This window comes from Bacteroides sp. AF34-31BH (assembly GCF_003602795.1).
Lineage (GTDB): Bacteria > Bacteroidota > Bacteroidia > Bacteroidales > Bacteroidaceae > Bacteroides > Bacteroides uniformis.
The window spans coordinates 274,607-297,831 of the sequence record NZ_QTLV01000001.1 but is presented as its reverse complement, the minus strand read 5'-3'; the positions used below and the strand labels follow the sequence as shown (position 1 = coordinate 297,831).

18 protein-coding genes are annotated in these 23,225 nt (G+C 45.9%); 13 read left to right on the top strand and 5 right to left on the bottom strand.

Going from position 1 to position 23,225, the window contains the following annotated elements; translation table 11 throughout:
- Positions 1–159: 159 nt before the first annotated feature.
- From DWZ67_RS01245 to trxB, 4 genes are all read left to right on the top strand, one after another.
- Positions 160–771, top strand: a complete 612-nt coding sequence (locus DWZ67_RS01245) for a winged helix-turn-helix transcriptional regulator (protein ID WP_005832923.1) — start codon at positions 160–162, stop codon at positions 769–771.
- A gap of 271 nt (positions 772–1,042) precedes the next feature.
- The gene (locus DWZ67_RS01240; protein WP_005832921.1) at positions 1,043–3,547 is read left to right on the top strand and encodes an FtsK/SpoIIIE family DNA translocase; all 2,505 of its coding nucleotides are present in this window, start codon (positions 1,043–1,045) and stop codon (positions 3,545–3,547) included.
- Positions 3,548–3,550: 3 nt separating this feature from the next.
- Positions 3,551–4,201, top strand: coding sequence for a LolA-like putative outer membrane lipoprotein chaperone (locus tag DWZ67_RS01235; protein WP_016272914.1), 651 nt, complete (start codon positions 3,551–3,553; stop codon positions 4,199–4,201).
- A gap of 37 nt (positions 4,202–4,238) precedes the next feature.
- Positions 4,239–5,189 (top strand): thioredoxin-disulfide reductase, encoded by a 951-nt coding sequence (gene trxB, locus DWZ67_RS01230; protein ID WP_120137985.1) that lies wholly within the window; start codon positions 4,239–4,241, stop codon positions 5,187–5,189.
- 83 nt (positions 5,190–5,272) lie between these two features.
- Here the strand turns inward: trxB and DWZ67_RS01225 are convergent, their stop codons facing one another.
- Together DWZ67_RS01225 and DWZ67_RS01220 are read right to left on the bottom strand one after the other, a co-directional pair.
- On the bottom strand, positions 5,273–5,974 hold the full coding sequence (locus tag DWZ67_RS01225; protein ID WP_005832010.1) for a Crp/Fnr family transcriptional regulator: 702 nt from the start codon (positions 5,972–5,974) through the stop codon (positions 5,273–5,275).
- A 292-nt stretch (positions 5,975–6,266) separates the two neighbouring features.
- Positions 6,267–8,456 carry a glutamine synthetase III gene (locus DWZ67_RS01220; RefSeq protein ID WP_005832915.1) on the bottom strand — a complete coding sequence of 730 codons (2,190 nt, stop codon included), beginning with the start codon at positions 8,454–8,456 and terminating at the stop codon, positions 6,267–6,269.
- A 416-nt stretch (positions 8,457–8,872) separates the two neighbouring features.
- On the opposite strand from DWZ67_RS01220, the gene DWZ67_RS01215 reads away from it, so the two are divergent.
- Together DWZ67_RS01215 and coaW are read left to right on the top strand one after the other, a co-directional pair.
- Positions 8,873–11,194, top strand: coding sequence for a DUF5686 family protein (locus tag DWZ67_RS01215; RefSeq protein ID WP_034522728.1), 2,322 nt, complete (start codon positions 8,873–8,875; stop codon positions 11,192–11,194).
- Between the two features lie 167 nt (positions 11,195–11,361).
- The gene (gene coaW / locus DWZ67_RS01210) at positions 11,362–12,192 is read left to right on the top strand and encodes a type II pantothenate kinase (RefSeq protein ID WP_005832001.1); all 831 of its coding nucleotides are present in this window, start codon (positions 11,362–11,364) and stop codon (positions 12,190–12,192) included.
- A 3-nt stretch (positions 12,193–12,195) separates the two neighbouring features.
- Here the strand turns inward: coaW and DWZ67_RS01205 are convergent, their stop codons facing one another.
- Positions 12,196–13,017 carry an alpha/beta hydrolase gene (locus tag DWZ67_RS01205; RefSeq protein WP_005832910.1) on the bottom strand — a complete coding sequence of 274 codons (822 nt, stop codon included), beginning with the start codon at positions 13,015–13,017 and terminating at the stop codon, positions 12,196–12,198.
- Between the two features lie 196 nt (positions 13,018–13,213).
- On the opposite strand from DWZ67_RS01205, the gene rpsA reads away from it, so the two are divergent.
- From rpsA to DWZ67_RS01175, 6 genes are all read left to right on the top strand, one after another.
- Positions 13,214–15,010, top strand: coding sequence for a 30S ribosomal protein S1 (rpsA, locus tag DWZ67_RS01200; RefSeq protein ID WP_005831997.1), 1,797 nt, complete (start codon positions 13,214–13,216; stop codon positions 15,008–15,010).
- 175 nt (positions 15,011–15,185) lie between these two features.
- A complete protein-coding gene (locus DWZ67_RS01195; RefSeq protein ID WP_005831995.1) occupies positions 15,186–15,977 on the top strand; it encodes a hypothetical protein in 792 nt (263 codons plus the stop codon).
- Positions 15,978–16,011: 34 nt separating this feature from the next.
- On the top strand, positions 16,012–16,926 hold the full coding sequence (locus DWZ67_RS01190; RefSeq protein WP_120137984.1) for a ribonuclease Z: 915 nt from the start codon (positions 16,012–16,014) through the stop codon (positions 16,924–16,926).
- A 54-nt stretch (positions 16,927–16,980) separates the two neighbouring features.
- Positions 16,981–17,535 (top strand): RNA polymerase sigma factor, encoded by a 555-nt coding sequence (locus tag DWZ67_RS01185; protein ID WP_005831992.1) that lies wholly within the window; start codon positions 16,981–16,983, stop codon positions 17,533–17,535.
- Positions 17,536–17,582: 47 nt separating this feature from the next.
- Positions 17,583–17,948 (top strand): hypothetical protein, encoded by a 366-nt coding sequence (locus DWZ67_RS01180; protein WP_005831990.1) that lies wholly within the window; start codon positions 17,583–17,585, stop codon positions 17,946–17,948.
- 25 nt (positions 17,949–17,973) lie between these two features.
- Complete coding sequence (locus DWZ67_RS01175; protein ID WP_035449335.1) at positions 17,974–18,447, top strand: hypothetical protein; 474 nt, start codon at positions 17,974–17,976, stop codon at positions 18,445–18,447.
- Between the two features lie 86 nt (positions 18,448–18,533).
- On the opposite strand, the gene mazG is transcribed toward DWZ67_RS01175, so the two are convergent.
- Positions 18,534–19,355, bottom strand: a complete 822-nt coding sequence (mazG, locus tag DWZ67_RS01170; RefSeq protein ID WP_120137983.1) for a nucleoside triphosphate pyrophosphohydrolase — start codon at positions 19,353–19,355, stop codon at positions 18,534–18,536.
- A gap of 11 nt (positions 19,356–19,366) precedes the next feature.
- On the bottom strand, positions 19,367–20,413 hold the full coding sequence (locus DWZ67_RS01165; protein ID WP_057281659.1) for a DUF3810 domain-containing protein: 1,047 nt from the start codon (positions 20,411–20,413) through the stop codon (positions 19,367–19,369).
- Positions 20,414–20,514: 101 nt separating this feature from the next.
- Here DWZ67_RS01165 and DWZ67_RS01160 point away from each other — a divergent pair, with 101 nt between their 5' ends.
- Positions 20,515–23,148: a valine--tRNA ligase gene (locus DWZ67_RS01160; RefSeq protein ID WP_120137982.1), complete on the top strand. Its 2,634-nt coding sequence runs from the start codon at positions 20,515–20,517 to the stop codon at positions 23,146–23,148.
- The last annotated feature ends 77 nt before the right edge of the window (positions 23,149–23,225 follow it).

Genomic DNA, 23,225 nt, shown 5'->3' with positions numbered 1-23,225 from the left:
CCACAGCTGTGCGCATCTTTTTTTGATAAGCTTTCAGCAGAAGGAAGAACGCTTCTTTGCGTAAGGAAGACCCATGCTCTGCCTAATGAAAGCCGGTACTTTGCATGAGCGAAACCTGCAGACAGCAACAGAAATGAATCTAAAAATGGAGGAAAGAATATGGCAATTTTATTTGATTGGTACGAAAACCCGAAAACGAAGGATAAACAAGGGGAAGAACTGACCCTGCATCCCCGGATTAAACTGAACGGCTCCACGACGACCGATGAGCTGCGCAGGCATATACAAGAATACTGCTCGCTGACCGAGACGGATGTACTGGCGGTACTCGATGCTTTGTCGCATTTTGTGGGACGCGAGCTGGGGGAGGGCAGGCAGGTACATTTGGACGGCATCGGTTACTTTGTTCCCACGCTGACCTGCACGGAACCGGTGACACTGGAGACAAAGCGGAAAAGTACTAAGGTGAAGTTGAAAAACATCACTTTCAGACCGGACAAGGCGCTGCGCAGTGAGATAGGAGTATTGAAGGTAAAGCCGCTGAAATTGCGGAATCTCACGAAAAAGAGGCTGACGGATGATGAGGTGAAGCAAAAAGTGGTGAACTATCTACGTAAGAATGAGTTCATCACCCGCAGTGTTGTACAGTCGATTTGCGGCATGACCCGCACGACTGCGACGCGGCAGATTCGTCGTCTTTGTGAGGAGAATGTGTTGGTGAACAAAGGGTTGCAGAAACAGCCGATTTATTTTTTGAAGGAAAAAGAGTAGGTTGATGCGTATAGGGCTTGCATGGATTGCGTCATGTAGGCAAAATCTGCCTGCATGCTTGCATGAGGTCTGCTTGCATGGTGCAATCTGTTGTAAATTAGTGCGCTATGTCATTTCATGCAAGTATGTAAGTAAAACATGCGATAAAATTACAGTTGTAGATTAGGAATACCTATAATCGGCAGACGAGAAATTAAAGAATGAAAACAACGCGGCAGAAGGATAGTTTTTATTATTTTTGCAATCAATTCTCAATAGTTATTTAAAAAATATGGCAAAGAAAAATTCAACAGCTAAAGATACGGAGCTGTCACTCTCGTTTTTTGGGAAAGTGGCAGCGTTATTTAGAAGTGAAACTGTTCATTTCGTTATCGGCTTGGTACTGGTAATCTTTTCGGTTTATTTGTTGCTCGCCTTTTCGTCGTTCTTTTTCACGGGAGCGGCAGACCAAAGCATCATTGACGGAGGCAGTGCGCAGGAGCTGATTTCCACCAATAATGGGGTGAAGAACTACGCCGGTAGCCGCGGTGCGCAGTTGGCCAGCTATCTGATAAATGATTGTTTCGGCGTATCGTCTTTCCTGATTCTCGTGTTCCTGGCTGTGGCGGGATTGAAGCTGATGCGGGTGCGTGTGGTGCGTTTGTGGAAGTGGTTCATCGGCTGTTCGTTGATGCTGGTGTGGTTCTCGGTATTTTTCGGTTTTGTGTTTGTAGACCAGTACAAGGACTCTTTCCTCTATCTGGGCGGTATGCACGGATACAATGTCAGCAACTGGCTTGTGTCTCAAGTCGGTGTGCCGGGAGTATGGCTGCTATTGTTGGTAACTGCCATCTGCTTCCTCATCTATCTGAGTGCACGGACTGTCATCTGGTTGCGCAGATTGTTCAGTCTCAGCTTCTTGAAGCGTAAGGAGAAGGCGGAAAGCGTGCAGGGTGAAACGCCGGAAGAGTTCAAGACCTCTTGGGGTGCAAAGGAAAAGACTACTGCTCCGACACCGGAAGCTGCGGAGCCGGAAAAGGTTCTTGAAAAGGAGGAGGAGGTTGCTACAGAGGAAGAAGAGGACGAACCGCTGAATGAAATCACCCTTGACTTGGGTGGAAGTGATGGAAAGGTAAAGCCAGCCAAGTCTGCGGATGAGGATGTTACCATGACTTTTGAGACTCCTGCACCGGAGCCGGTGCCCCCTTTTCGGGAACAGCCGGTAGAGAAGGAGCCGGCATTCCAGGTTGAAAAGGCCGAAGAGGAGGAGTATGTGGGAACGGAGAAGGAGCCGTACAATCCCCGTCTGGATTTGGAAAACTATCATTACCCCACAATAGACTTGATGAAGCATTACGATGACAATGGTCCGACCATTGACATGGTAGAGCAGAACGCGAACAAGGATAAGATTATCAATACTCTGCGTAGTTTCGGTATAGAAATCAGTACCATTAAGGCGACGGTAGGTCCTACGGTGACGCTGTATGAAATCACTCCCGAGCAGGGCGTCCGCATTTCGAAGATACGCGGTCTGGAAGATGATATTGCCCTCAGCCTTTCGGCGCTCGGCATCCGTATCATCGCTCCCATTCCGGGAAAGGGTACGATTGGTATCGAAGTGCCCAACTCCAATCCGAAGATTGTATCCGGTCAGAGCATTATCGGCAGCAAGAAGTTCCAGGAGTCTACTTACGACTTGCCCATCGCACTGGGTAAGACGATTACGAATGAAGTGTTTATGGTGGATTTGTGCAAGATGCCGCACGTGCTCGTTGCCGGTGCTACCGGTCAGGGTAAGTCCGTGGGGTTGAATGCCATCATCACCTCCTTATTATATAAGAAGCATCCGGCAGAGCTGAAGTTTGTGCTGGTAGACCCCAAAAAAGTAGAATTCAGCATCTACTCCGTGATTGAGCATCACTTCCTCGCGAAATTACCCGACGGGGAAGATGCCATCATTACGGACGTCACGAAGGTGGTGCAGACTTTGAACTCCATCTGTGTGGAGATGGATACTCGCTATGACTTGCTGAAAGCTGCCCATGTGCGCAATATCAAGGAGTATAACGAGAAGTTCATCAACCGTCGTCTGAATCCGGAAAAGGGGCATAAGTTCATGCCTTACATCGTAGTCGTTATCGACGAGTTCGGTGACTTGATTATGACAGCCGGTAAGGATGTGGAACTGCCCATCGCACGTATCGCCCAGTTGGCGCGTGCCGTGGGTATACATATGATTATCGCTACACAGCGACCGACAACAAACATCATTACGGGTACGATTAAGGCCAACTTCCCGGCGCGTATCGCCTTCCGTGTATCGGCAATGGTCGATTCGCGTACCATCCTCGACCGTCCGGGAGCCAACCAGCTGATAGGCCGCGGTGATATGTTATTCCTGCAGGGAGCTGACCCGGTGCGTGTGCAGTGTGCCTTTATCGATACGCCCGAAGTGGCGGAGATTACGAAGTTTATCGCCCGCCAGCAGAGTTACCCCACTGCTTTCTATCTGCCCGAATATGTGGATGAAAATGCAGGAGGTGATTTGGGGGATGTGGATATGGGACGTCTCGATCCTTTGTTCGAGGATGCAGCCCGTCTCGTTGTTATTCACCAGCAGGGTTCCACATCGCTCATTCAGCGTAAGTTTGCCATCGGTTATAATCGTGCCGGCCGCATCATGGACCAGTTGGAGAAAGCGGGGATTGTGGGACCGGCGCAAGGTAGTAAGGCGCGTGAGGTGTTCTGTATAGATGAGAGCGACCTGGAAATGCGGTTAAACAATTTGCAATAAGGAATGGTTATTTATAGAATGATGAAACTTGATAAGCTTTTACTTGGTGTGCTATTGCTGTTGTTTGCTGTGCCGATGTCGGCACAACAACCGGATGCCAAGAATATATTGGAGCGTACAGCCGAAGCCTTTCGGAAAGCGGGAGGGGTGAAACTGGCGTTTACCGTGAACGAACAACAAGGCTCTTATGCGGGAGTTCTCTATCTGGAAGGTGAGAAGTTTGTGGTTGAGACCGAGGGAATGAAGACTTGGTTTGACGGACATACGCAGTGGAGTTATGTGGCTTCGGCAGATGAGGTGAATGTATCGGAACCTACGCAGGAGGAATTGCAGACTCTTAATCCGTATGCCTGGTTGTCCCTCTACAAGCAGGGATACAGATTGAAGTTGGGCAGTGTCGGTGGTAAGCGGGACAAATCTGTTTATTATGTCATCATGACTGCTGCCGACAAGAGGAAAGACCCTGAAAGTGTCTATCTGTTTGTGACAAAGGATACGTATCGTCTGCATCAAGTGCACTTGGCGCCACGGGGAAGTAAGTATATGACTACTATCCTTATTGATAGCTACCAGACCGGACAATCCTATCCGGATAGTTTCTTTGTCTTTGACAAAAAAGCCTATCCCACAGCTGAAGTCATCGACATGCGCTAAATAGTAAATTGTAAATAGTCAAATAGTAAATAATATAATGATGGAAACAGAAAAAGTAAAATGTCTGATTATCGGTTCGGGTCCTGCCGGCTATACTGCCGCTATTTATGCAGGCCGTGCCAATCTTTCACCGGTGCTTTATGCAGGATTGCAGCCCGGTGGCCAGTTAACGACCACCACTGATGTGGAGAACTTTCCCGGTTATCCCCAAGGTATCGCTGGTCCGGAATTAATGGAAGACTTGCGGAAGCAAGCCGAACGTTTTGGTGCAGATTTGCGTTATGGAGTCGCTACTGCTGCCAATCTTGCTGAAGCACCTTACAAGATTACAATTGATGACGAAAAGGTGATTGAGGCTGAAACGCTGATTATTGCTACGGGTGCCGCAGCGAAGTATCTGGGACTGGAGGATGAAAAGAAATATGCGGGGATGGGTGTCAGCGCATGTGCCACTTGTGATGGTTTCTTCTACCGCAAGAAAACGGTAGCTGTTGTAGGGGGTGGAGATACTGCCTGCGAGGAAGCTGTTTACCTTGCCGGACTGGCTGCCAAGGTTTATCTGATTGTCCGCAAACCTTATCTTCGCGCTTCCAAGATTATGCAGGAGCGTGTGATGAAGCATGACAAGATTGAAGTACTGTTCGAACATAATGCCGTAGGCTTGTTTGGAGAGAACGGTGTGGAAGGTGTACATTTGGTACAGCGTATGGGTGAACCTGATGAGAAGCGCTATGATGTAGCTATTGACGGTTTCTTCCTGGCTATCGGCCATAAACCCAACTCAGATATTTTCAAACCTTATGTAGATACGGACGAAGTAGGTTATATCGTCACCGAGCCGGGAACACCGCGTACGAAAGTGCCGGGCGTATTCGCCGCCGGAGACGTTGCTGATTCTCACTATCGTCAAGCCATCACCGCTGCCGGAACTGGTTGCCAGGCAGCCATTGAAGCGGAAAGATATTTGTCTGCGAAAGGACTGATTTAGTGATTAGTGATTAGGGGTTAGGATGGTAACAATGTGTTTTTATTATGCTAACCCCTAATCGCTTATCCCTTGTCACTTATTCCTTATCCTATCTTGCTGATTTTCTTCAGCTTTTCTTCGTCTATGATTTTGATTTTACGCCCGTCGATGGTGATTAACCGTTCTGTGGCAAACTGTGACAACGTACGTATGGCGTTGGAAGTGGTCATGTTTGACAAATTGGCCAGATCTTCACGCGAGAGATAGATACTCAAGGTGGAGCCGTCTTCCTCCAAACCATAACTTTCTTTGAGGAATAGTAGGGATTCTGCGAGTCTTCCGCGGATATGTTTCTGCGTCAGGTTTACAGTGCGTTCATCGGCAATGCCCAAGTCAACGGACAATTGCTTGATGAAGAACATGGCAAGGTCGTTGTTTTGTGTGAGCAGAGTCATCAAGGCAGTCATGGGGATTTGGCAAACAAGAGACGGCTCGAATGCAGATGCTGCCGTGACATAGTCTGTTTTTGCAAAGTAAGGGCGGTAACCGAAATATTCGACAGGTTTAATCATACGGATAATCTGGCTTCTACCACCGACTCCGTCTTTATAGATTTTGACCTTTCCACTCAGCAGACACATCAAATGCGTAGGTGTCTCGCCTTCGCAATGGATGACTTCGTTTTTTTTGTAGTTCTGGAGTGTGAAGTGGTTGGCGAGGAATTCCCGTTGTTCGTCATTCAAGGGAGACCATATATCTGCAATCAACTCCGGAACATTAATATCAGACAAGTTTACTTTTACCATAACTGCTGCAAAACTGTGTTATACAGCACAAATGTAAAAAGAAAAAATTAAATATTGCACAAATATGACAAAAAGATGTCGTAGGGGGGGAGATAAAGGAAAATCTATATATTTACGATTAGACGATTTACGATTGAAGTTTGTATTGTTAAACAACTGCTCATTAGCAGGTGGGTTTATGATTGTATGAGTAACTCCAACCGTAAACCGTCAAATCGTAAATCGTAGTAACTTAATTGTTTATCGTAGTATCTCTATCCCCCTCCCTACGGGGGAGGGGCTAGGGAGAGGCCTACTTTGTAAACAGCAGCTCCCTATATTTCGGAAGCGGCCAGATTTCATCATCAATTTCCATCTCAAGGTGGTCGATGTGGTCACGGATACTTTCCAGATAAGGGCGTACGGTTTCTTCGTAAGCGAAAGCCTTGTCTTTGTAGTTATCCATGTGGTTGGCTACTTTGCGGGCTTCGGTCATTTCGCGTACTTGTACCTTGATGGCGGTTACGCGCTTGGAAATTTCGCGTACAAGCTCTTTCCGGTCGGCACTGAGGACTTCGTATTCTTCGGGAGAGAAGGTCTCGCGCAGGCCACGGAGATTTTCCAGCAGACGGTTTTGGTAGATAACGGCAGTCGGTACGATGTGGTTGATGGCAAGATCACCCAATACACGGCTTTCTATCTGTACCTTCATGGTGTATTTCTCCAGTTCTACTTCCAGGCGGCAGGCAAGCTCCGTTTCGTTGAAGATACGTTCGCCGATGAGTACGGAACGGGACTGGTTATCCATGTAGTGCATCAAGGCTTCGGGAACGTGGCAGATGTTGGTCAGCCCACGGCGGGCGGCTTCCTGCTTCCATTGTTCGGAGTAGCCGTCACCTTCAAAGCGGATAGGCTCGGAGGCGATGATGGTCTCTTTCATAATGCGGAAGATGGCTTCATCCTTGCCGACTCCTTCTTCCATCAGTTTGTCGATGGAGACTTTGAATTCGTTCAACTGGTTTGCCATAGCTGCATTGATGGCAATCATGGCGGCGGCACAGTTGGCGGACGAACCTGCGGCACGGAACTCAAAGCGGTTGCCGGTGAAGGCGAATGGGGAAGTACGGTTACGGTCGGTGGTATCCAGTAATATTTCGGGAATACGTCCGATGCCTAATTTCAGTGTTGTCTTTTCTTCCGATGTCATCTTGCTGCTGCTTATCTGGCGGGCTATCTCGTCGAGGATGGAAGACAGCTGTTTGCCCAGGAAGATGGACAGAATGGCGGGAGGCGCTTCATTGGCTCCCAGACGGTGGCTGTTTCCGGCACTCATGATGGAGGCGCGCAGCAAGTTCTGGTTTTTGTATACCATCATCAGTACGTTTACCAGGAAGGTAAGGAACAGCATGTTCCCTTTCGGATTCTTGCCCGGTGCAAACAAATTGATACCCGTATCGGTGCAAAGCGACCAGTTGTTGTGCTTGCCGGAGCCGTTCACGCCGTTGTAGGGTTTTTCGTGAAGCAGTACGGCGAAGTGATGCTTGCGTGCGATGCGTTTCATCAGATCCATCACAAGCTGGTTGTGGTCGTTGGCAAGGTTGGCATTCTCAAAGATAGGCGCCAGCTCAAACTGGTTGGGAGCTACTTCGTTATGGCGGGTCTTGACCGGGATACCCAGTTTGTGACATTCGATTTCCAGTTCTTTCATAAAAGCTGTGACACGTGGGGGGATGGAGCCGAAATAGTGGTCCTCCAGCTGCTGGTCTTTGGCCGAGGAGTGTCCCATCAGGGTACGTCCGGTCAGACAAAGGTCCGGGCGGGCATTGTACAGTGCCGAGTCGACGAGGAAATATTCTTGTTCCCAGCCTAAATTGGTATAAACGCGTGTGATATTCTTGTCGAACAACTGGCATACGTCTGTCGCTGCTTTGTCTACGGCTGCCAAGGCTTTGAGCAATGGAGTCTTGTAGTCGAGCGCTTCGCCGGTATAAGAGATGAAGATAGTGGGGATGCAAAGTGTGGTATCTACCACAAAGGCAGGTGAGGAAACATCCCAAGCAGTATATCCTCGTGCTTCGAATGTGTTTCTGATACCTCCGTTGGGGAAAGAGGATGCATCCGGTTCCTGCTGGATGAGCAGTTTGCCGGAAAAACGTTCGATCACTTCTGTTCCTTCGCCGAATTCGATGAAGCCGTCATGCTTTTCAGCAGTTCCATCCGTTAGGGGTTGGAACCAGTGCGTGTAGTGGGTGACGTTGAGGGATTTTGCCCAACTTTTCATGCCGTTGGCAATCAAGTCTGCCATTTCGCGGTTGATGGGAGTGCCTTTTTCAATGGCGTCGGTTACGGCTTTGTAGGCTTCACGGGGCAGGTATTCCTGCATTTTCTTACGGTCGAAGACATGGCTGCCGTAGTAGTCGGACAGTTTGTTTGAAGGGGTGGTCACTTCAAGAGGTTGCCGATTGGCAAGTTCTTGCAAAGCAAAAAATCGCATTTTTGACATATAAGTCTCTCCTTTTATTGGTTGTTGGGCGCAAAAATACATGTTTTTTCTGAACTACCCCCTCTTTTTTAGGGGGTATTCTCGAAAATATTAGTGTTTTTTGAGAATAGACCCCCTGAAAAAGCCTGCTTGTTATGGAAAAACGACCCAAAGCTTGCGTTTGTTACATGCCATGATTAGTAATCTTTCCGCATCACGATTAGTAATCTTAGTGCGTCGTGATTAGTAATTTTCATGTGTCACAATTACGAATCATTCTGTACATGACACTTGTGGCACCCTTTTTATAACAATTAATATAGGTTCGTATTTATCTCGCACAAACTATGTGTGCTTGTGTATTATTGTCTCTCGCGCGTAACATATGTTTTATAATAAAGGGTGTCACAAGTGTCATTCCCGCTTCTTTATGGAACATGTTTTTGCATTACACAAATTCTTCCGTATATTTGTCCCGATTCTATAAGGAGAAATTGCGGTTGAAACGTTTGTTGTTTATATGGATTTGGATTTGCTTCTTGTTTTCTTTTGTACAGAAGGCAGGGGCGGAGCGTGTATCTTATCCGGTTGACAAACATGTGAGTTCGGCAGACTCCATCATGGAGAAAGTCATCTTCTTTGCCCCCCTTTATGAACGTATTATTGAAAGTTACAAGGCTGAGCTTTACATAAAGGGCTGGGTGAATATCCGTAAGAAGAATCATATTCTCCGCTACATCCCTTCCATGTTCCGGCCCAAGAAAGGGGTGCGGGAATATATGATGGAAACTTATAGCGATTTGCATTTTACTGCTCCCGACATCTATGACCAGAAGGTAAAGGCAAGTGTCGGTACTGCTTCCGAGTTTTGGGAAATGGACGGACGGCTGCCGGAATATTTTCACATCAACATCTATTCTTCTACCTTATTATATGACAAACTACTCTCTCCTTTAGCACCCAATGCCAAAAAATATTATACCTATCGGATTGATACGGTGATGGGGGAACGGCATGCCCTTCAGTATAAAATCCGTTTTATGCCAAAAAGCAAAAGCTTTCAGCTGGTGGGCGGTTATCTGATTGTGAGTGATAACGTGTGGAGTGTACGCGAGATGCGTTTTTCCGGACGTAATGAGATGGTGCGGTTCAATAATCTGGTGAAGATGGGTAATGTGGGCGATTCGGACGAATTTCTTCCGTTGCAGTATGATGTGGATGCAACGTTTCGTTTTTTGGGAAATGTGGTAGATGGCACTTATGAAGCTGTACTCGATTATAAGAACATCATTCAGAAAACTTCTGGCAGTGATATACGGAGGTCGGTGAAGAAAAGTAAATATGACTTGTCCGATTCATACACGTTGCGTACTGATACGAATGCTTATCTACGTGATACTGCTTACTTTAAAACTTTGCGTCCCATTCCTTTGACTCCGCATGAGGAGACACTGTATCAGGATTTCTTCTTGCGTCGGGATACGCTCGCCCGGAAAAAGAAACCGGTGAATAAGAACTTGGAGTTTTGGGGGCAGATTGGAGATGCATTGATCAGTCGCTATACGGTAGACCTTGATAAATTGGGGAGTGTGCGCTGTTCACCACTAATCAATCCTTTTCTTTTGAGCTATAGCGGCAAGCATGGAATTTCGTATCGGCAGGAGTTCAAGTACAACCGTATTTTTACCGGTGATCGCCTGCTGCGCATCGTTCCCCGGATAGGTTATAATTTTAAGGAAAAAGAGTTTTACTGGAGGGTGAGGTCCGATTTTGATTATTGGCCCCGTAAGCGTGCAGCATTGCATCTGGAGTTTGGTAACGGTAACCGGATTTACAGCAGTGATGTGCTGGACGACCTGAAAGCCATCCCCGACAGTATTTTTGACTTCAACCAGATACACTTGGATTATTTCAAGGATTTGTATCTGAATCTGCGTCATAGCTGGGAAATAGTAAACGGTCTGTCGCTGGAAGTGGGTGTATCCATGCACAGACGTACGGAAGTGAACCGCTCCCGGTTTGAACTGAACTACCCGAGCATGCCGCCTACCAAGTCGGCCACCCGTGCCGGTTCCGGAGGTTCATCCTTCTTTCCGAATTTTGACCCGAATATCCTGAACAAGTTCCGCCATACCTATAATAGTTTTGCTCCCCGCGTCCGCCTCACCTGGACTCCGGGACAATACTATTATATGAATGGCGACCGTAAAGTAAATCTTCATTCCAAGTATCCTTCCATCTCAGTAGATTGGGAGCGGGGACTCAGTGGAGTGTTGCAGAGCAGTGGTTCGTACGAGCGTGTAGAGATTGATTTGCAGCATCAGGTTTCTTTGGGCTTGATGCGTGATATTTATTGGCGTTTTGGTTGGGGAGAGTTTACCAATCAGAAGGAACTGTACTTTGTGGACTTTGCCAATTTGCGGCGTTCCAATCTTCCTATGGGTTGGAGTGATGATATTGGCGGGGTGTTCCAGTTGCTGGACGGCCGCTGGTATAACTCTTCCCGTAAATATATCCGCGGACACCTTACCTATGAAGCGCCTTTCCTCCTGCTCCGCCATCTGATGAAATATACCCAATATGTATTGAATGAACGTCTGTATCTGAATGCATTGGTGGTTCCTCACTTGAAACCTTATCTGGAAGTAGGGTATGGTATTGGTACACATATATTTGACTTTGGCTTGTTTGCCAGCTTTGCAAACTGGAAGTATCAAGAAATAGGTTGCAAATTTACCTTCGAACTGTTTAACAGATAGCAATGTGGTAATGTGATTAATGTGCCAATGTGTCAATGACCAGGGCGTGATGGCGTAGCATAAACATAGCGCAGCCAATTAGCCAATTAGCATATTGGCACATTATCACATTAATCAATTGTCAATTATTGATTCTTTTGTAACTTTGCTGCAAATTACTTGGAGCTATGGGTATAGTAATAGGAATAGATGTGGGTGGAAGTACCACGAAAATCGTTGGAATCAATGGAGAACAGATACAGTCTCCAATGTTTATTACGGCTACCGACCCGGTGACTTCCTTATTCGGAGCATTCGGTAAGTATATTTATGACAATGGTATACAGCTGGCCGATGTGGAGCAGGTGATGCTGACGGGAGTGGGAAGCGCATTTGTCAACAGCCCTCTATATGGACTGCCTACTCGCAAAACGGATGAGTTTATTGCCAATGGTTTGGGAGCCAGACATGCAACGGATATAGACCAACTGATTGTAGTCAGCATGGGTACCGGCACTTCTTTTGTGAAAATAGACGGAGACAAGGTGCAGCATATTGGCGGCTTGGGGATTGGTGGAGGTACCTTGCAGGGATTATCGAGGTTGCTGTTGAAAACTCATGATATTCATCAGGTGTCCGAGTTGGCTGAGAAAGGGGATGTAACTCGTGTCAACTTGCAGATAGGTGATATTTGCAACACTGCTTTGCCTGACTTGCCAGTGAGTGCTACCGCCTCTCTTTTCGGGAAAGCGGATAGCAATGCTTCTCAAGAAGATATTGCCTGCGGTATAATTTATACGGTACTTCAAACCATTGGAGGAGCTGCTGTACTGTCAGCTTTGAACAGTCCTATCAAGGATTTCGTTCTGATAGGAAATCTCACCCAACTGCCCCAGTGCCGGGAGGTGTTTTCTAAAATGGAAGCCATCTATCATGTACATTTTCATATACCGCCCTATGCTGAATATAGAACAGCAATAGGAGCGGCATTGGCATATATAAAAGAAAGGCAAGGGTAGTGGTTACTTCTTGCCTGCCTTCTTCATATAGCTGTTTATCAAGGTACATGCGGGAGCGGCCACCGTACCGTGGTCAAATCCCTCCATCTGATAGAGGGTGGTTTTTTGTCCCAATGCTTTGAGGAGGGCATATAAATGGGCGTTTTCCTCATAGCGTGCCAGCATCTCCAACTCTTTGTCGCCAGTGATAAGTATCATGGGTGAAGCGTCTTTTCTTACGTTATTGGAAGGGGCATATTTATCTATAATCGGAGTGTCGGAAGGCAGTCCGCGTTCTTTGCGGATGGTATAATGAGTGGTGGTCTGTCCGCTGATGGGGAAAGCGCCTGCCAGGCTGTTGGCATCAATATTCCACTTTGCCAGGTAACTCTTGTCCAGATTGAGCATCAGACAGAGATAACCACCGGCTGAATGACCGGCTATGTATATTTTGTCTTTATCTCCTCCGAATTCTTCTATATTCTCGAAAGTCCAAGCAACGGCCTCTGCGGCATCTTCCGTGTAGGCAGGATTTTGGGCACGCGGGCTGAGTCGGTAGTTTACGGCTATCACGGCGTAGCCTTGCTCCAGGAACTCCTTCGGAAAATGTTTTTCTCCGGCTTCCAGTCCTCCGCCGTGGAACCAGATAAGGGTGGCAAATCCTTTTTTATCAGTAGGATAATGGAGGTCGAGCTTGCAACGCTCCAGCTTATAACTGTCTTTTTCGCCGGGATGAAGATAGGAAATGTTCTTTTGCGTACGGTAGTTGTTGTCCGTTGTCTGATTTTGGCTATAACATAACAATGTATAGCAAATGATGGAAATGCATGCGATTATCTTTTTCATGATAAATTATTGAGATTATGTATAAATGAAACGATGCAAAGGTAACATTTTTTTTATTCTTTAATTGATTATTCCACTGCTGTTTTGAATGCTTTTTGTTTTGTAGTTCAAGAAAATACTTCTATCTTTGCGCCCGATTTACAATGAGTCAACATAAAGTCTCACTTAATTAACGAGTTAAACAATTTATTTATTAATGGAAAATTTAAAGAATGTAGCTCCTATTGAAGACTTCAACTGGGATGCTTATGAGAACGGCGAATCAGTAGCCAGTGCAAGCCACGAAGAACTGGAAAAGGCGTATGACAATACGTTGAACAAGGTTAACGACCGCGAGGTAGTTGATGGAACCGTAATCGCAATGAACAAGCGTGAAGTAGTTGTGAACATCGGTTACAAATCAGACGGTATCATTCCGATGAGTGAATTCCGTTACAATCCTGAGCTGAAGGTTGGTGATACTGTTGAGGTATACATCGAAAATCAGGAAGACAAGAAAGGACAGCTCGTTCTGTCTCACCGTAAAGCTCGTGCTACCCGTTCTTGGGATCGCGTAAACGCAGCTTTGGAAAACGAAGAAATTATCAAGGGTTACATCAAGTGCCGCACAAAGGGTGGTATGATTGTAGACGTATTCGGCATCGAAGCTTTCTTGCCGGGTTCTCAAATCGACGTGAAGCCTATCCGCGACTACGATGTATTCGTTGGCAAAACTATGGAATTCAAGGTTGTTAAGATTAACCAGGAATTCAAGAATGTGGTTGTTTCCCACAAGGCTCTTATCGAAGCCGAACTGGAACAACAGAAGAAGGAAATCATCGGTAAACTCGAAAAAGGACAAGTTCTCGAAGGTACCGTTAAGAATATCACTTCCTATGGTGTATTTATCGACCTGGGTGGCGTAGACGGTTTGATTCACATCACAGACCTTTCTTGGGGCCGTGTCAGCGATCCGAAAGAAGTGGTTGAACTCGACCAGAAACTCAACGTCGTTATCCTTGACTTCGATGATGAGAAGAAGCGTATCGCTCTCGGCTTGAAGCAACTCACTCCGCATCCTTGGGATGCACTGGATGCTAACCTGAAGGTTGGCGACCACGTGAAGGGTAAAGTTGTTGTTATGGCTGATTACGGCGCATTCATCGAAATCGCTCCGGGTGTTGAAGGTTTGATTCATGTATCTGAAATGTCTTGGTCACAACACTTGCGTTCTGCACAAGACTTCATGAAGGTAGGTGACGAAGTAGAGGCAGTAGTCCTGACTTTGGACCGCGAAGAACGTAAGATGTCTTTGGGTATCAAGCAGCTGAAGTCTGACCCGTGGGAAACTATCGAAGAGAAGTATCCTATCGGCAGCAAGCACACTGCAAAGGTTCGTAACTTCACTAACTTCGGTGTATTCGTTGAAATCGAAGAAGGTGTTGACGGCTTGATTCACATCTCTGACCTGTCTTGGACGAAGAAGGTTAAACATCCGTCTGAATTCACTCAGATTGGTGCAGACATCGACGTACAAGTTCTGGAAATCGACAAGGAAAACCGTCGCTTGAGCCTTGGCCACAAGCAACTCGAAGAAAATCCCTGGGATGTATTCGAAACTGTATTTACAGTAGGTTCTGTACACGAAGGTACTATCATCGAAATGCTGGATAAGGGTGCTGTAGTTGCTCTGCCTTATGGTGTAGAAGGCTTCGCTACTCCGAAGCACCTCGTTAAGGAAGACGGATCACAAGCTCAGTTGGACGAGAAGCTTGAATTCAAGGTAATTGAGTTCAACAAGGACGCTAAGCGTATCATCCTTTCTCACAGCCGTATCTTCGAAGATGCTGCAAAGGCAGAAGAAAGAGCTGAAAAGAAGGCTGCTACTAAGAAGTCAACCGGTAAGAGAGAAGACGTTGCTCCTGCTATCCAAAACCAGGCTGCATCTACTACTCTGGGTGACATTGATGCTTTGGCTGCCTTGAAGGAACAGATGGAAGCTGGAAAGAAATAATTACTCCGTTCTATAAATGAAGGAAGGGTACTTGCGCAAACAAGTGCCCTTCTTTTTTATGATTTGTCAATAGAATTTTATGGAATTAAGGATGGTTTTTCCATAAATGTTTATCTTTGCAGGGTGGTTACTTTTGCAATCATAGAAATATTCAATAATTTAATTTTCATTTATTATGAAAAACATGTTCAAAAATGCAGGGAAGATGGTGTTGTTCACTTGCCTGTCGCTGATGTTACTAACCGCATGCGGCCAGAAGTCTAAACTCAAGCTGGCTATCGCAGCTGCCAACAAACAATGTCCCATGGATATGGGAGCTTCCGGCGAAATATCCAGTATTACTTTTGATGGGGCGGATGTGGTATATGTACTGCTTATGAATGAAAGTTTCCTCAATATAGACGCTTTGAAAGAGAATCCTGATGCAATGAAGTCTGCTGTGACTGTTATGTTCGGTAATCCACAAGGGTCCATTAAAGAGATGCTGGATTTGGTTGTCGGTACTGATTCCGGTATAAAGTTCATATATAAAGGAAAGACATCCGGTAACGAAGTGGAATGTTATCTGACTACTCAGGACTTGAAAGATATATTGAATGGCGGTTCAACTGCTGAAAGCAGTGATAAGAAGAAACTGGAAGAGCAAGTGAAGATGACCAACGTATCGTGCCCGATGCAGGTGGATGAAGCCACTATGCTCAATAAACTGACAATCGAGTCGGATAAGGTGCTTTATCATTATACGATTGACGAATCTGTAGTACAGATGTCTGCTTTGAAGGAAAATGCCGAACAGATGAAGGCAAATGTGAAGAACTCTTTGAACTCCTCCGATCCAGCCTTGCACATGTTCTTGGAAGTATGTGTGAAGTGTGATAAAGGGGTGGGCTATCTGTATAAAGGGAATAAATCCGGAGAAACTTTTGAAATATCCTTTGGAGTTTCAGAGATAAAGGCTCTTCTATAAATCAAGGAGTAGAAATCAGTTCGGAAGGTTTGGAATGGAAAAATTTGAGTTACATATTCTTGGTTGTGGTTCCGCTTTACCCACAACGCGTCATTTCCCTACGTCTCAAATTGTGAACGTGCGCGACAAGCTGTTTATGATTGATTGTGGGGAAGGGGCGCAGTTGCAGTTCCGTAAATCACATCTGAAGTTTTCGCGTTTGAATCATATCTTTATCTCTCACTTGCATGGAGACCATTGTTTTGGCTTATTGGGACTGATTTCTACACTTAACCTTTTAGGACGTACAGCCGAGTTGCATATCCATTCTCCAAAAGGGCTGGAAACATTGCTGACACCTATGCTGGATTTTTTTAATAGGCAGATGACGTACAAGGTCCTTTTCCATGAGTTTGATACGAAAGAACCGATGCAGATTTATGAAGACCGTTCGTTGACGGTTACTACTATTCCTTTGCGTCATCGTATGCCGTGTTGTGGCTTTTTGTTTGCAGAAAAGCGGCGTCCTAACCATATTATCCGTGAAATGGTCGATTTCTACCAAGTGCCGGTATACGAATTGAATCGTATAAAGAATGGGGCCGATTACGTGACACCGGAGGGAAAAACGGTTTCCAACAACTTGTTGACCCGTCCTTCTGCTCCGTCCCGCAGTTATGCTTATTGCTCGGATACCATCTATCTTCCTTCTATCGTGGAGCAGATAAAAGGGGTTGATTTACTTTTTCATGAGGCGACATTTGCGAATGAGGATGCACCGCGTGCCAAAGAAACATTTCATACAACTGCTACACAAGCGGCCGAAATAGCCAGGAGGGCTGAGGTGAAGAAGTTGTTGATAGGACATTTTTCGGCACGATACGAAGATGAAAATGTCTTGCTTCAAGAAGCATCCGCTATTTTTCCGGATACTCAGCTTGCCAAAGAAACACTTTGTGTATCGGTATGAATTAAACTTTTCGTATCTTTGGCAGTCTAAAACAACAAATGCGAATAGAAATTTATGACCCCTTCCTATAATGAACGCGAAGTGTTGGCTCTTCTACAAGAAGAAAGCACACAAAAGCGGGGATTTGAGATGATTGTTACCCAATATAGCGAGCAGTTGTATTGGCAGATTCGTCGTATGGTCCTCTCTCATGAAGATGCCAATGATTTACTTCAGAATACTTTCATTAAAGCATGGATTAATATAGATTATTTCAGGGCAGAGGCTAAACTCTCTACCTGGCTCTATCGCATAGCCTTGAATGAATGCCTCACTTTTCTGAACAAACAACGGGCTGCTTCCACAGTCTCTTTGGATGACCCCGAGGCAGATGCACTTCAAAAGCTTGAAAGTGATCCTTACTTCTCCGGTGATAAAGCAGAGATGGCTTTGCAAAAAGCCTTGCTTGCCTTGCCGGAAAAACAACGTATGGTGTTTAACCTGAAGTATTACCAGGAAATGAAATACGAAGAGATGTCCGATATATTTGGTACTTCCGTAGGTGCCTTGAAGGCTTCCTATCACCATGCCGTGAAGAAAATAGAAAAGTTTTTGGGTGAGGAGTATTAAACCTTTGCCACAAAACAATGTCTAATTAAACAGAAAGGAGAAAGCTTATGAAAGAAGAAGATAAAATACAGAAAAAGATAGGGACGGAAAATCCTTTCCGCGTTCCTGAAGGCTACTTTGAGAATCTTACTTCAGAGGTAATGAACCGGCTTCCCGAAAAAGAGAAACTCATTGCTGTGCAGACAGAGCCTACAATGTGGCAGAAGGTAAGGCCTTGGTTGTATATGACCGCCATGTTTATAGGTGCGGCATTGATTATCCGTGTAGCTTCTTCGGAGCATACTCCATCTGTAGAGCGTATGGCTGCTGATGATACGGAAACAGAAATGGAATATATTAATATGGCCGTAGAGAATTCCATGCTGGATGATTATTCATTGTATGTTTATTTGGCAGACTCTGATGCAGAATAAGGTAACAACACTCAACTATTTAAAAATGAAGAAACTAATTGTTTTATTGGTTATGATATGTGGCATTATGCCTCTGCTTTGGGCTAGCGATGGATGTGACCAGCATCTGTCACCTGAAGAGTTTCGTGCCAAACAAAAAGCGTTTATAACGGAGAAAGCCGGACTGACGAGTGAGGAGGCAGCCAAGTTCTTCCCATTGTATTTTGAATTGCAGGACCGGAAAAAGCAGCTAAATGACGAGGCTTGGAAGTTGCTTCGACAAGGGAAAGATGAAAAAACAACCGAAGCCCAGTATGAGGAAATTATGGAAGGTGTATATGATGCCCGTATCGCTTCTGACCGGTTGGACAAGACCTACTTTGATAAGTTCAAGAAAATATTGCCTTGTAAAAAGATTTATCTGGTGCAAAGGGCTGAAATGCGTTTCCACCGTGAATTACTGAAAGGCATGCATAAAAAGGGGGATGCTTCTCCACGAAAAACACAAGGAAAAAGATGAATAGTGAATGAATACAAATAAGGAAGGTTGCCACAATGATGTGAGCAACCTTCTTTTGTTAATGATAGATACCTCGCTTTAGCCAGCTAAACCTGACCTTTAGAAGAATCATCTTGTTTGCTTTCTTTTTCCAATGCTTTCGCTTCATTCCATAGCTTATCCATTTCTTCCAGCGTCATGTCATGGAGATTTTTACCCTCCTTGATGCTGTGTGCTTCTACATAGTTGAATCGGTTGATGAACTTCTGGTTGGTGCGTTCCAGTGCATTGTCCGGATTGATTTTGTAGAGGCGGGCAGCATTGATGAGGCTGAACATGACATCGCCGAATTCGGCTTCAGCCTTTTCTTTATCCATGTGGGCGACTTCAGCCTGGAATTCCTGGATTTCTTCTTTTACCTTATCCCACACTTGCTCGCGTTTCTCCCAGTCAAATCCTACATTGCGGGCCTTGTCCTGGATACGATAAGCCTTGATGAGTGAGGGTAGGGCGGCGGGTACACCGCTCAATACTGTCTTGTTTCCATCTTTTTCCTTTAACTTCAACTGTTCCCAGTTTTCAGAAACCTGGCCTGCGGTTTCGGCCTTTACATCACCGAATACATGGGGATGGCGGAAGATAAGTTTCTCACAAAGTCGGTCGCATACGTCTTTCATATCGAAATCACCGGTTTCGGAGCCTATTTTTGCGTAGAAAGCTACATGCAGCAGCACATCGCCCAACTCTTTGCAGATGTCATTCTTATCATCGCGTATCAAGGCGTCACAAAGTTCATAAGTCTCTTCGATAGTATTAGGGCGCAGACTTTCATTGGTCTGCTTGCGGTCCCAGGGACATTTCTCGCGTAGTTCGTCGAGTATGTCGAGGAAGCGGCCGAAAGCCTCCATCTGTTCTTTTCTTGTATGCATGGTTTTGAAATTTAGTTTTTCCATTCTTCGTATGAGATAAGCAAGCCTATTACTTCCGAATAGTTCTTGCGTCCGCTTTGAATCTTGTTTCCTTTCAGGTACAAGTCATACACCCAGTTCTGAATGTTTCCGATGAGTGGACTGTATTTCTCCATCCAGTATTGTTGATTCTTTTGGGCCAGTTCTATGATTTCAGGACGTATCCGGCTGAAAAGCTCTGCGTATTCTTCTTCGGTCATCAGCCTGCGGGCGTTACCCAGCACATGTGAGAGTACAGAGAAATACCCGCTGAAACGAATCTCTTTCACTTGCGAACGGGTACAGACTTGATAAGCGTAAAAGTTTGCTTCAGCCTCACTGGTGATGCCCAGTAGGTGGGCCAGCTCGTGGGCATAAGTAGCGGGATATTGCGACGGGAGCAAATCACCGTTCAGTGTAAATTCGCAGAAGAAGGGTCCCATGCTTCCCGTGACGCCTACCATGGAAATGAACGGGGTGAAAAGCATGGTTTTCACACGTGGAGAAGAGTGAGGAGGGCGGTGTACCCCCAGCGTATCACTGATTTGGTTGTATCCGTATACGCTTTCCCGGCAGACAAGTGGCTCGTCAATGGAGGTGATGTCCGTATAAGAAGCGTTTAGCTTGTCTATATAGTTGTCTACAAATGTCCGGAAGATTTCGGGAGTATAGGCAGTATAAGGTATGTTTGTCCTGCCGTAGAAATCTTTCTGTGAGTAGTTCAGTCCCCATGCCAGATAGAACCATACGTATATCCACAGCAAGTATTCCATCTCGTTCAGCAGAATCTGTTTCCACTTCTTTTTCTGGATATAGCGTGCCCTGATGGGATTGAAAAGGAGTCCGATGATGCTGAGGAAAATAAACAAGTCGCCTACGGCAAAAGGTATGAGTTTTGAAAAGGAGGACAGAATATGGGAGATTACCGGATATACAGACTGCGCATATACTTCTCCCAAACTTGGTATGAGCTGTGTTGCCCATGTGACAGACAGTAACACGATTAATATGACATACCGGATTTTTAGCTTCCCCCTCATTTTATATACTGTTTTGTAGGGACAAAAATATATATTTAAATTTTAATTCATTAATTTTGCGCCCGTTATTCGCAATAAATTAATTATAGAGATTTAAAAACATGGAATTAGCAAGTAAGTACAATCCCGCTGACGTGGAGGGAAAGTGGTACCAGTATTGGTTGGACCACAAATTATTCAGTTCGAAACCCGATGGTCGTGAGCCTTACACCGTCGTCATTCCACCCCCCAACGTCACCGGTGTGTTGCACATGGGACACATGCTTAATAATACCATACAAGATATTCTGGTACGCCGTGCCCGCATGGAAGGCAAGAATGCCTGCTGGGTGCCGGGAACCGACCATGCATCCATTGCTACCGAGGCCAAGGTGGTGAACAAACTTGCCGCACAAGGCATCAAGAAGACAGACCTTACCCGCGACGAGTTCTTGAAGCATGCCTGGGAATGGACTGACGAACATGGCGGCATCATCTTGAAGCAGCTCCGCAAGCTGGGTGCTTCTTGCGATTGGGATCGTACAGCTTTTACTATGGATGAGAAACGCAGTGAAAGCGTGCTCAAGGTTTTTGTTGACTTGTATAACAAAGGTCTGATTTATCGTGGTGTCCGCATGGTGAACTGGGACCCTAAGGCACTGACCGCACTTAGTGACGAGGAAGTAATCTACAAAGAAGAGCACAGCAAGCTGTACTATCTGAAGTATATGGTAGAAGGTGACCCCGAAGGACGTTATGCAGTGGTTGCTACCACCCGCCCTGAAACCATCATGGGAGATACAGCCATGTGCATCAATCCGAATGACCCCAAGAATACCTGGTTGAAGGGTAAGAAGGTGATTGTTCCGTTGGTAGGACGTGTTATTCCGGTTATCGAGGACGATTACGTAGATATAGAGTTCGGTACCGGTTGTCTGAAGGTAACTCCTGCCCACGATGTGAACGACTACATGCTGGGTGAGAAGTACAATCTGCCGAGCATCGACATCTTCAATGATAACGGAACGCTTAGTGAAGCTGCCGGCCTGTATATCGGTATGGACCGTTTCGATGTGCGCGAGCAGATTGAGAAGGACCTGGCTGCTGCCGGTCTGTTGGAGAAAGTGGAAGCCTATACCAACAAGGTAGGTTTCTCCGAACGTACCAACGTGCCCATCGAACCGAAACTTTCCATGCAGTGGTTCTTGAAGATGCAGCACTTTGCCGACATGGCTTTGCCGCCGGTGATGAATGATGAGTTGAAGTTCTATCCTGCCAAATATAAGAATACGTACAAGAACTGGTTGGAAAATATCAAGGACTGGTGTATCAGCCGCCAGTTATGGTGGGGGCATCGCATTCCTGCTTATTTTTTGCCGGAAGGTGGTTATGTAGTGGCTGCCACTCCCGAAGAAGCCTTGGCATTGGCAAAAGAGAAAATGGGTAATGCAGACCTTAAACTGGAAGACCTTCGTCAGGATGAGGACTGCCTGGATACTTGGTTCTCCTCCTGGTTGTGGCCCATCTCTTTGTTTGACGGTATCAACAATCCGGGTAACGAGGAGATAAACTACTATTATCCTACCAGCGACTTGGTGACCGGTCCGGACATTATCTTCTTCTGGGTAGCCCGTATGATTATGGCAGGCTATGAATATGAAGGTAAGATGCCGTTCCAGAATGTTTATTTTACGGGTATTGTCCGTGACAAGCTGGGACGTAAGATGTCCAAGTCGTTGGGTAATTCTCCCGACCCGCTGGATTTGATTGAGAAATACGGTGCCGACGGTGTACGTATGGGCATGATGCTTTCAGCTCCTGCCGGAAACGACATCCTCTTTGACGATGCATTGTGTGAGCAAGGACGTAACTTCAATAATAAGATATGGAACGCTTTCCGTCTGATTAAAGGTTGGGAAGTCAGTGCGGAAGTTCCGGTACCGGAAGCTTCAGAACTGGCAGTACGCTGGTTTGAGGCCAAGCAGAATGAAGTAGCTGCCGAAGTGGCTGATTTGTTCAGCAAGTACCGTTTGAGTGAAGCGCTGATGGCTGTTTACAAACTGTTCTGGGACGAATTCTCTTCCTGGTATCTGGAAATGATTAAACCGGCATACGGCCAGCCCATCAACCGGAAAGTGTATGAAGCAACTATCGGTTTCTTTGATAACTTGTTGCATCTGCTCCATCCGTTCATGCCATTTATTACAGAGGAGTTGTGGCAGCATCTTTGCGACCGTACAGACGGTGAGAGCTTGATGGTAAGCCCGTTGTCAATGTCGGCATTGGTAGATGAGGATATCATCCGGGAGTTTGAAGTGGTGAAAGAGGTTATCAGCAATATCCGTTCCATCCGTTTGCAGAAGAACATCGCCCAAAAAGAGGCACTTGAGTTGCAGGTTATCGGTGAGAATCCGGTTGTGGCATTCAACGCGGTTATCATGAAAATGTGTAACCTTTCCTCCATCAATATAGTGGAGAACAAGGCCGACGGTGCTGCTTCCTTCATGGTAGGTACTACGGAATATGCCGTACCTTTGGGTAATATGATTGACGTGGAAGCCGAGATAGCCCGTATGGAGGCCGAACTGAAGCATAAGGAAGGATTCTTGCAGGGTGTGCTGAAGAAACTGGGTAACGAGAAGTTTGTGAATAATGCTCCTGCCGCCGTTCTTGAGATGGAACGCAAGAAGCAGGCAGATGCTGAAAGTATCATCAAATCTCTCAAGGAAAGTATTGCAGCATTGAAAAAGGCATAACTGTCCGTCACATAAAAACAGAGAAAAAGCTCCGGAACCTTCAACTCCGGAGCTTTTTTTAGCGGTATAATGAACTG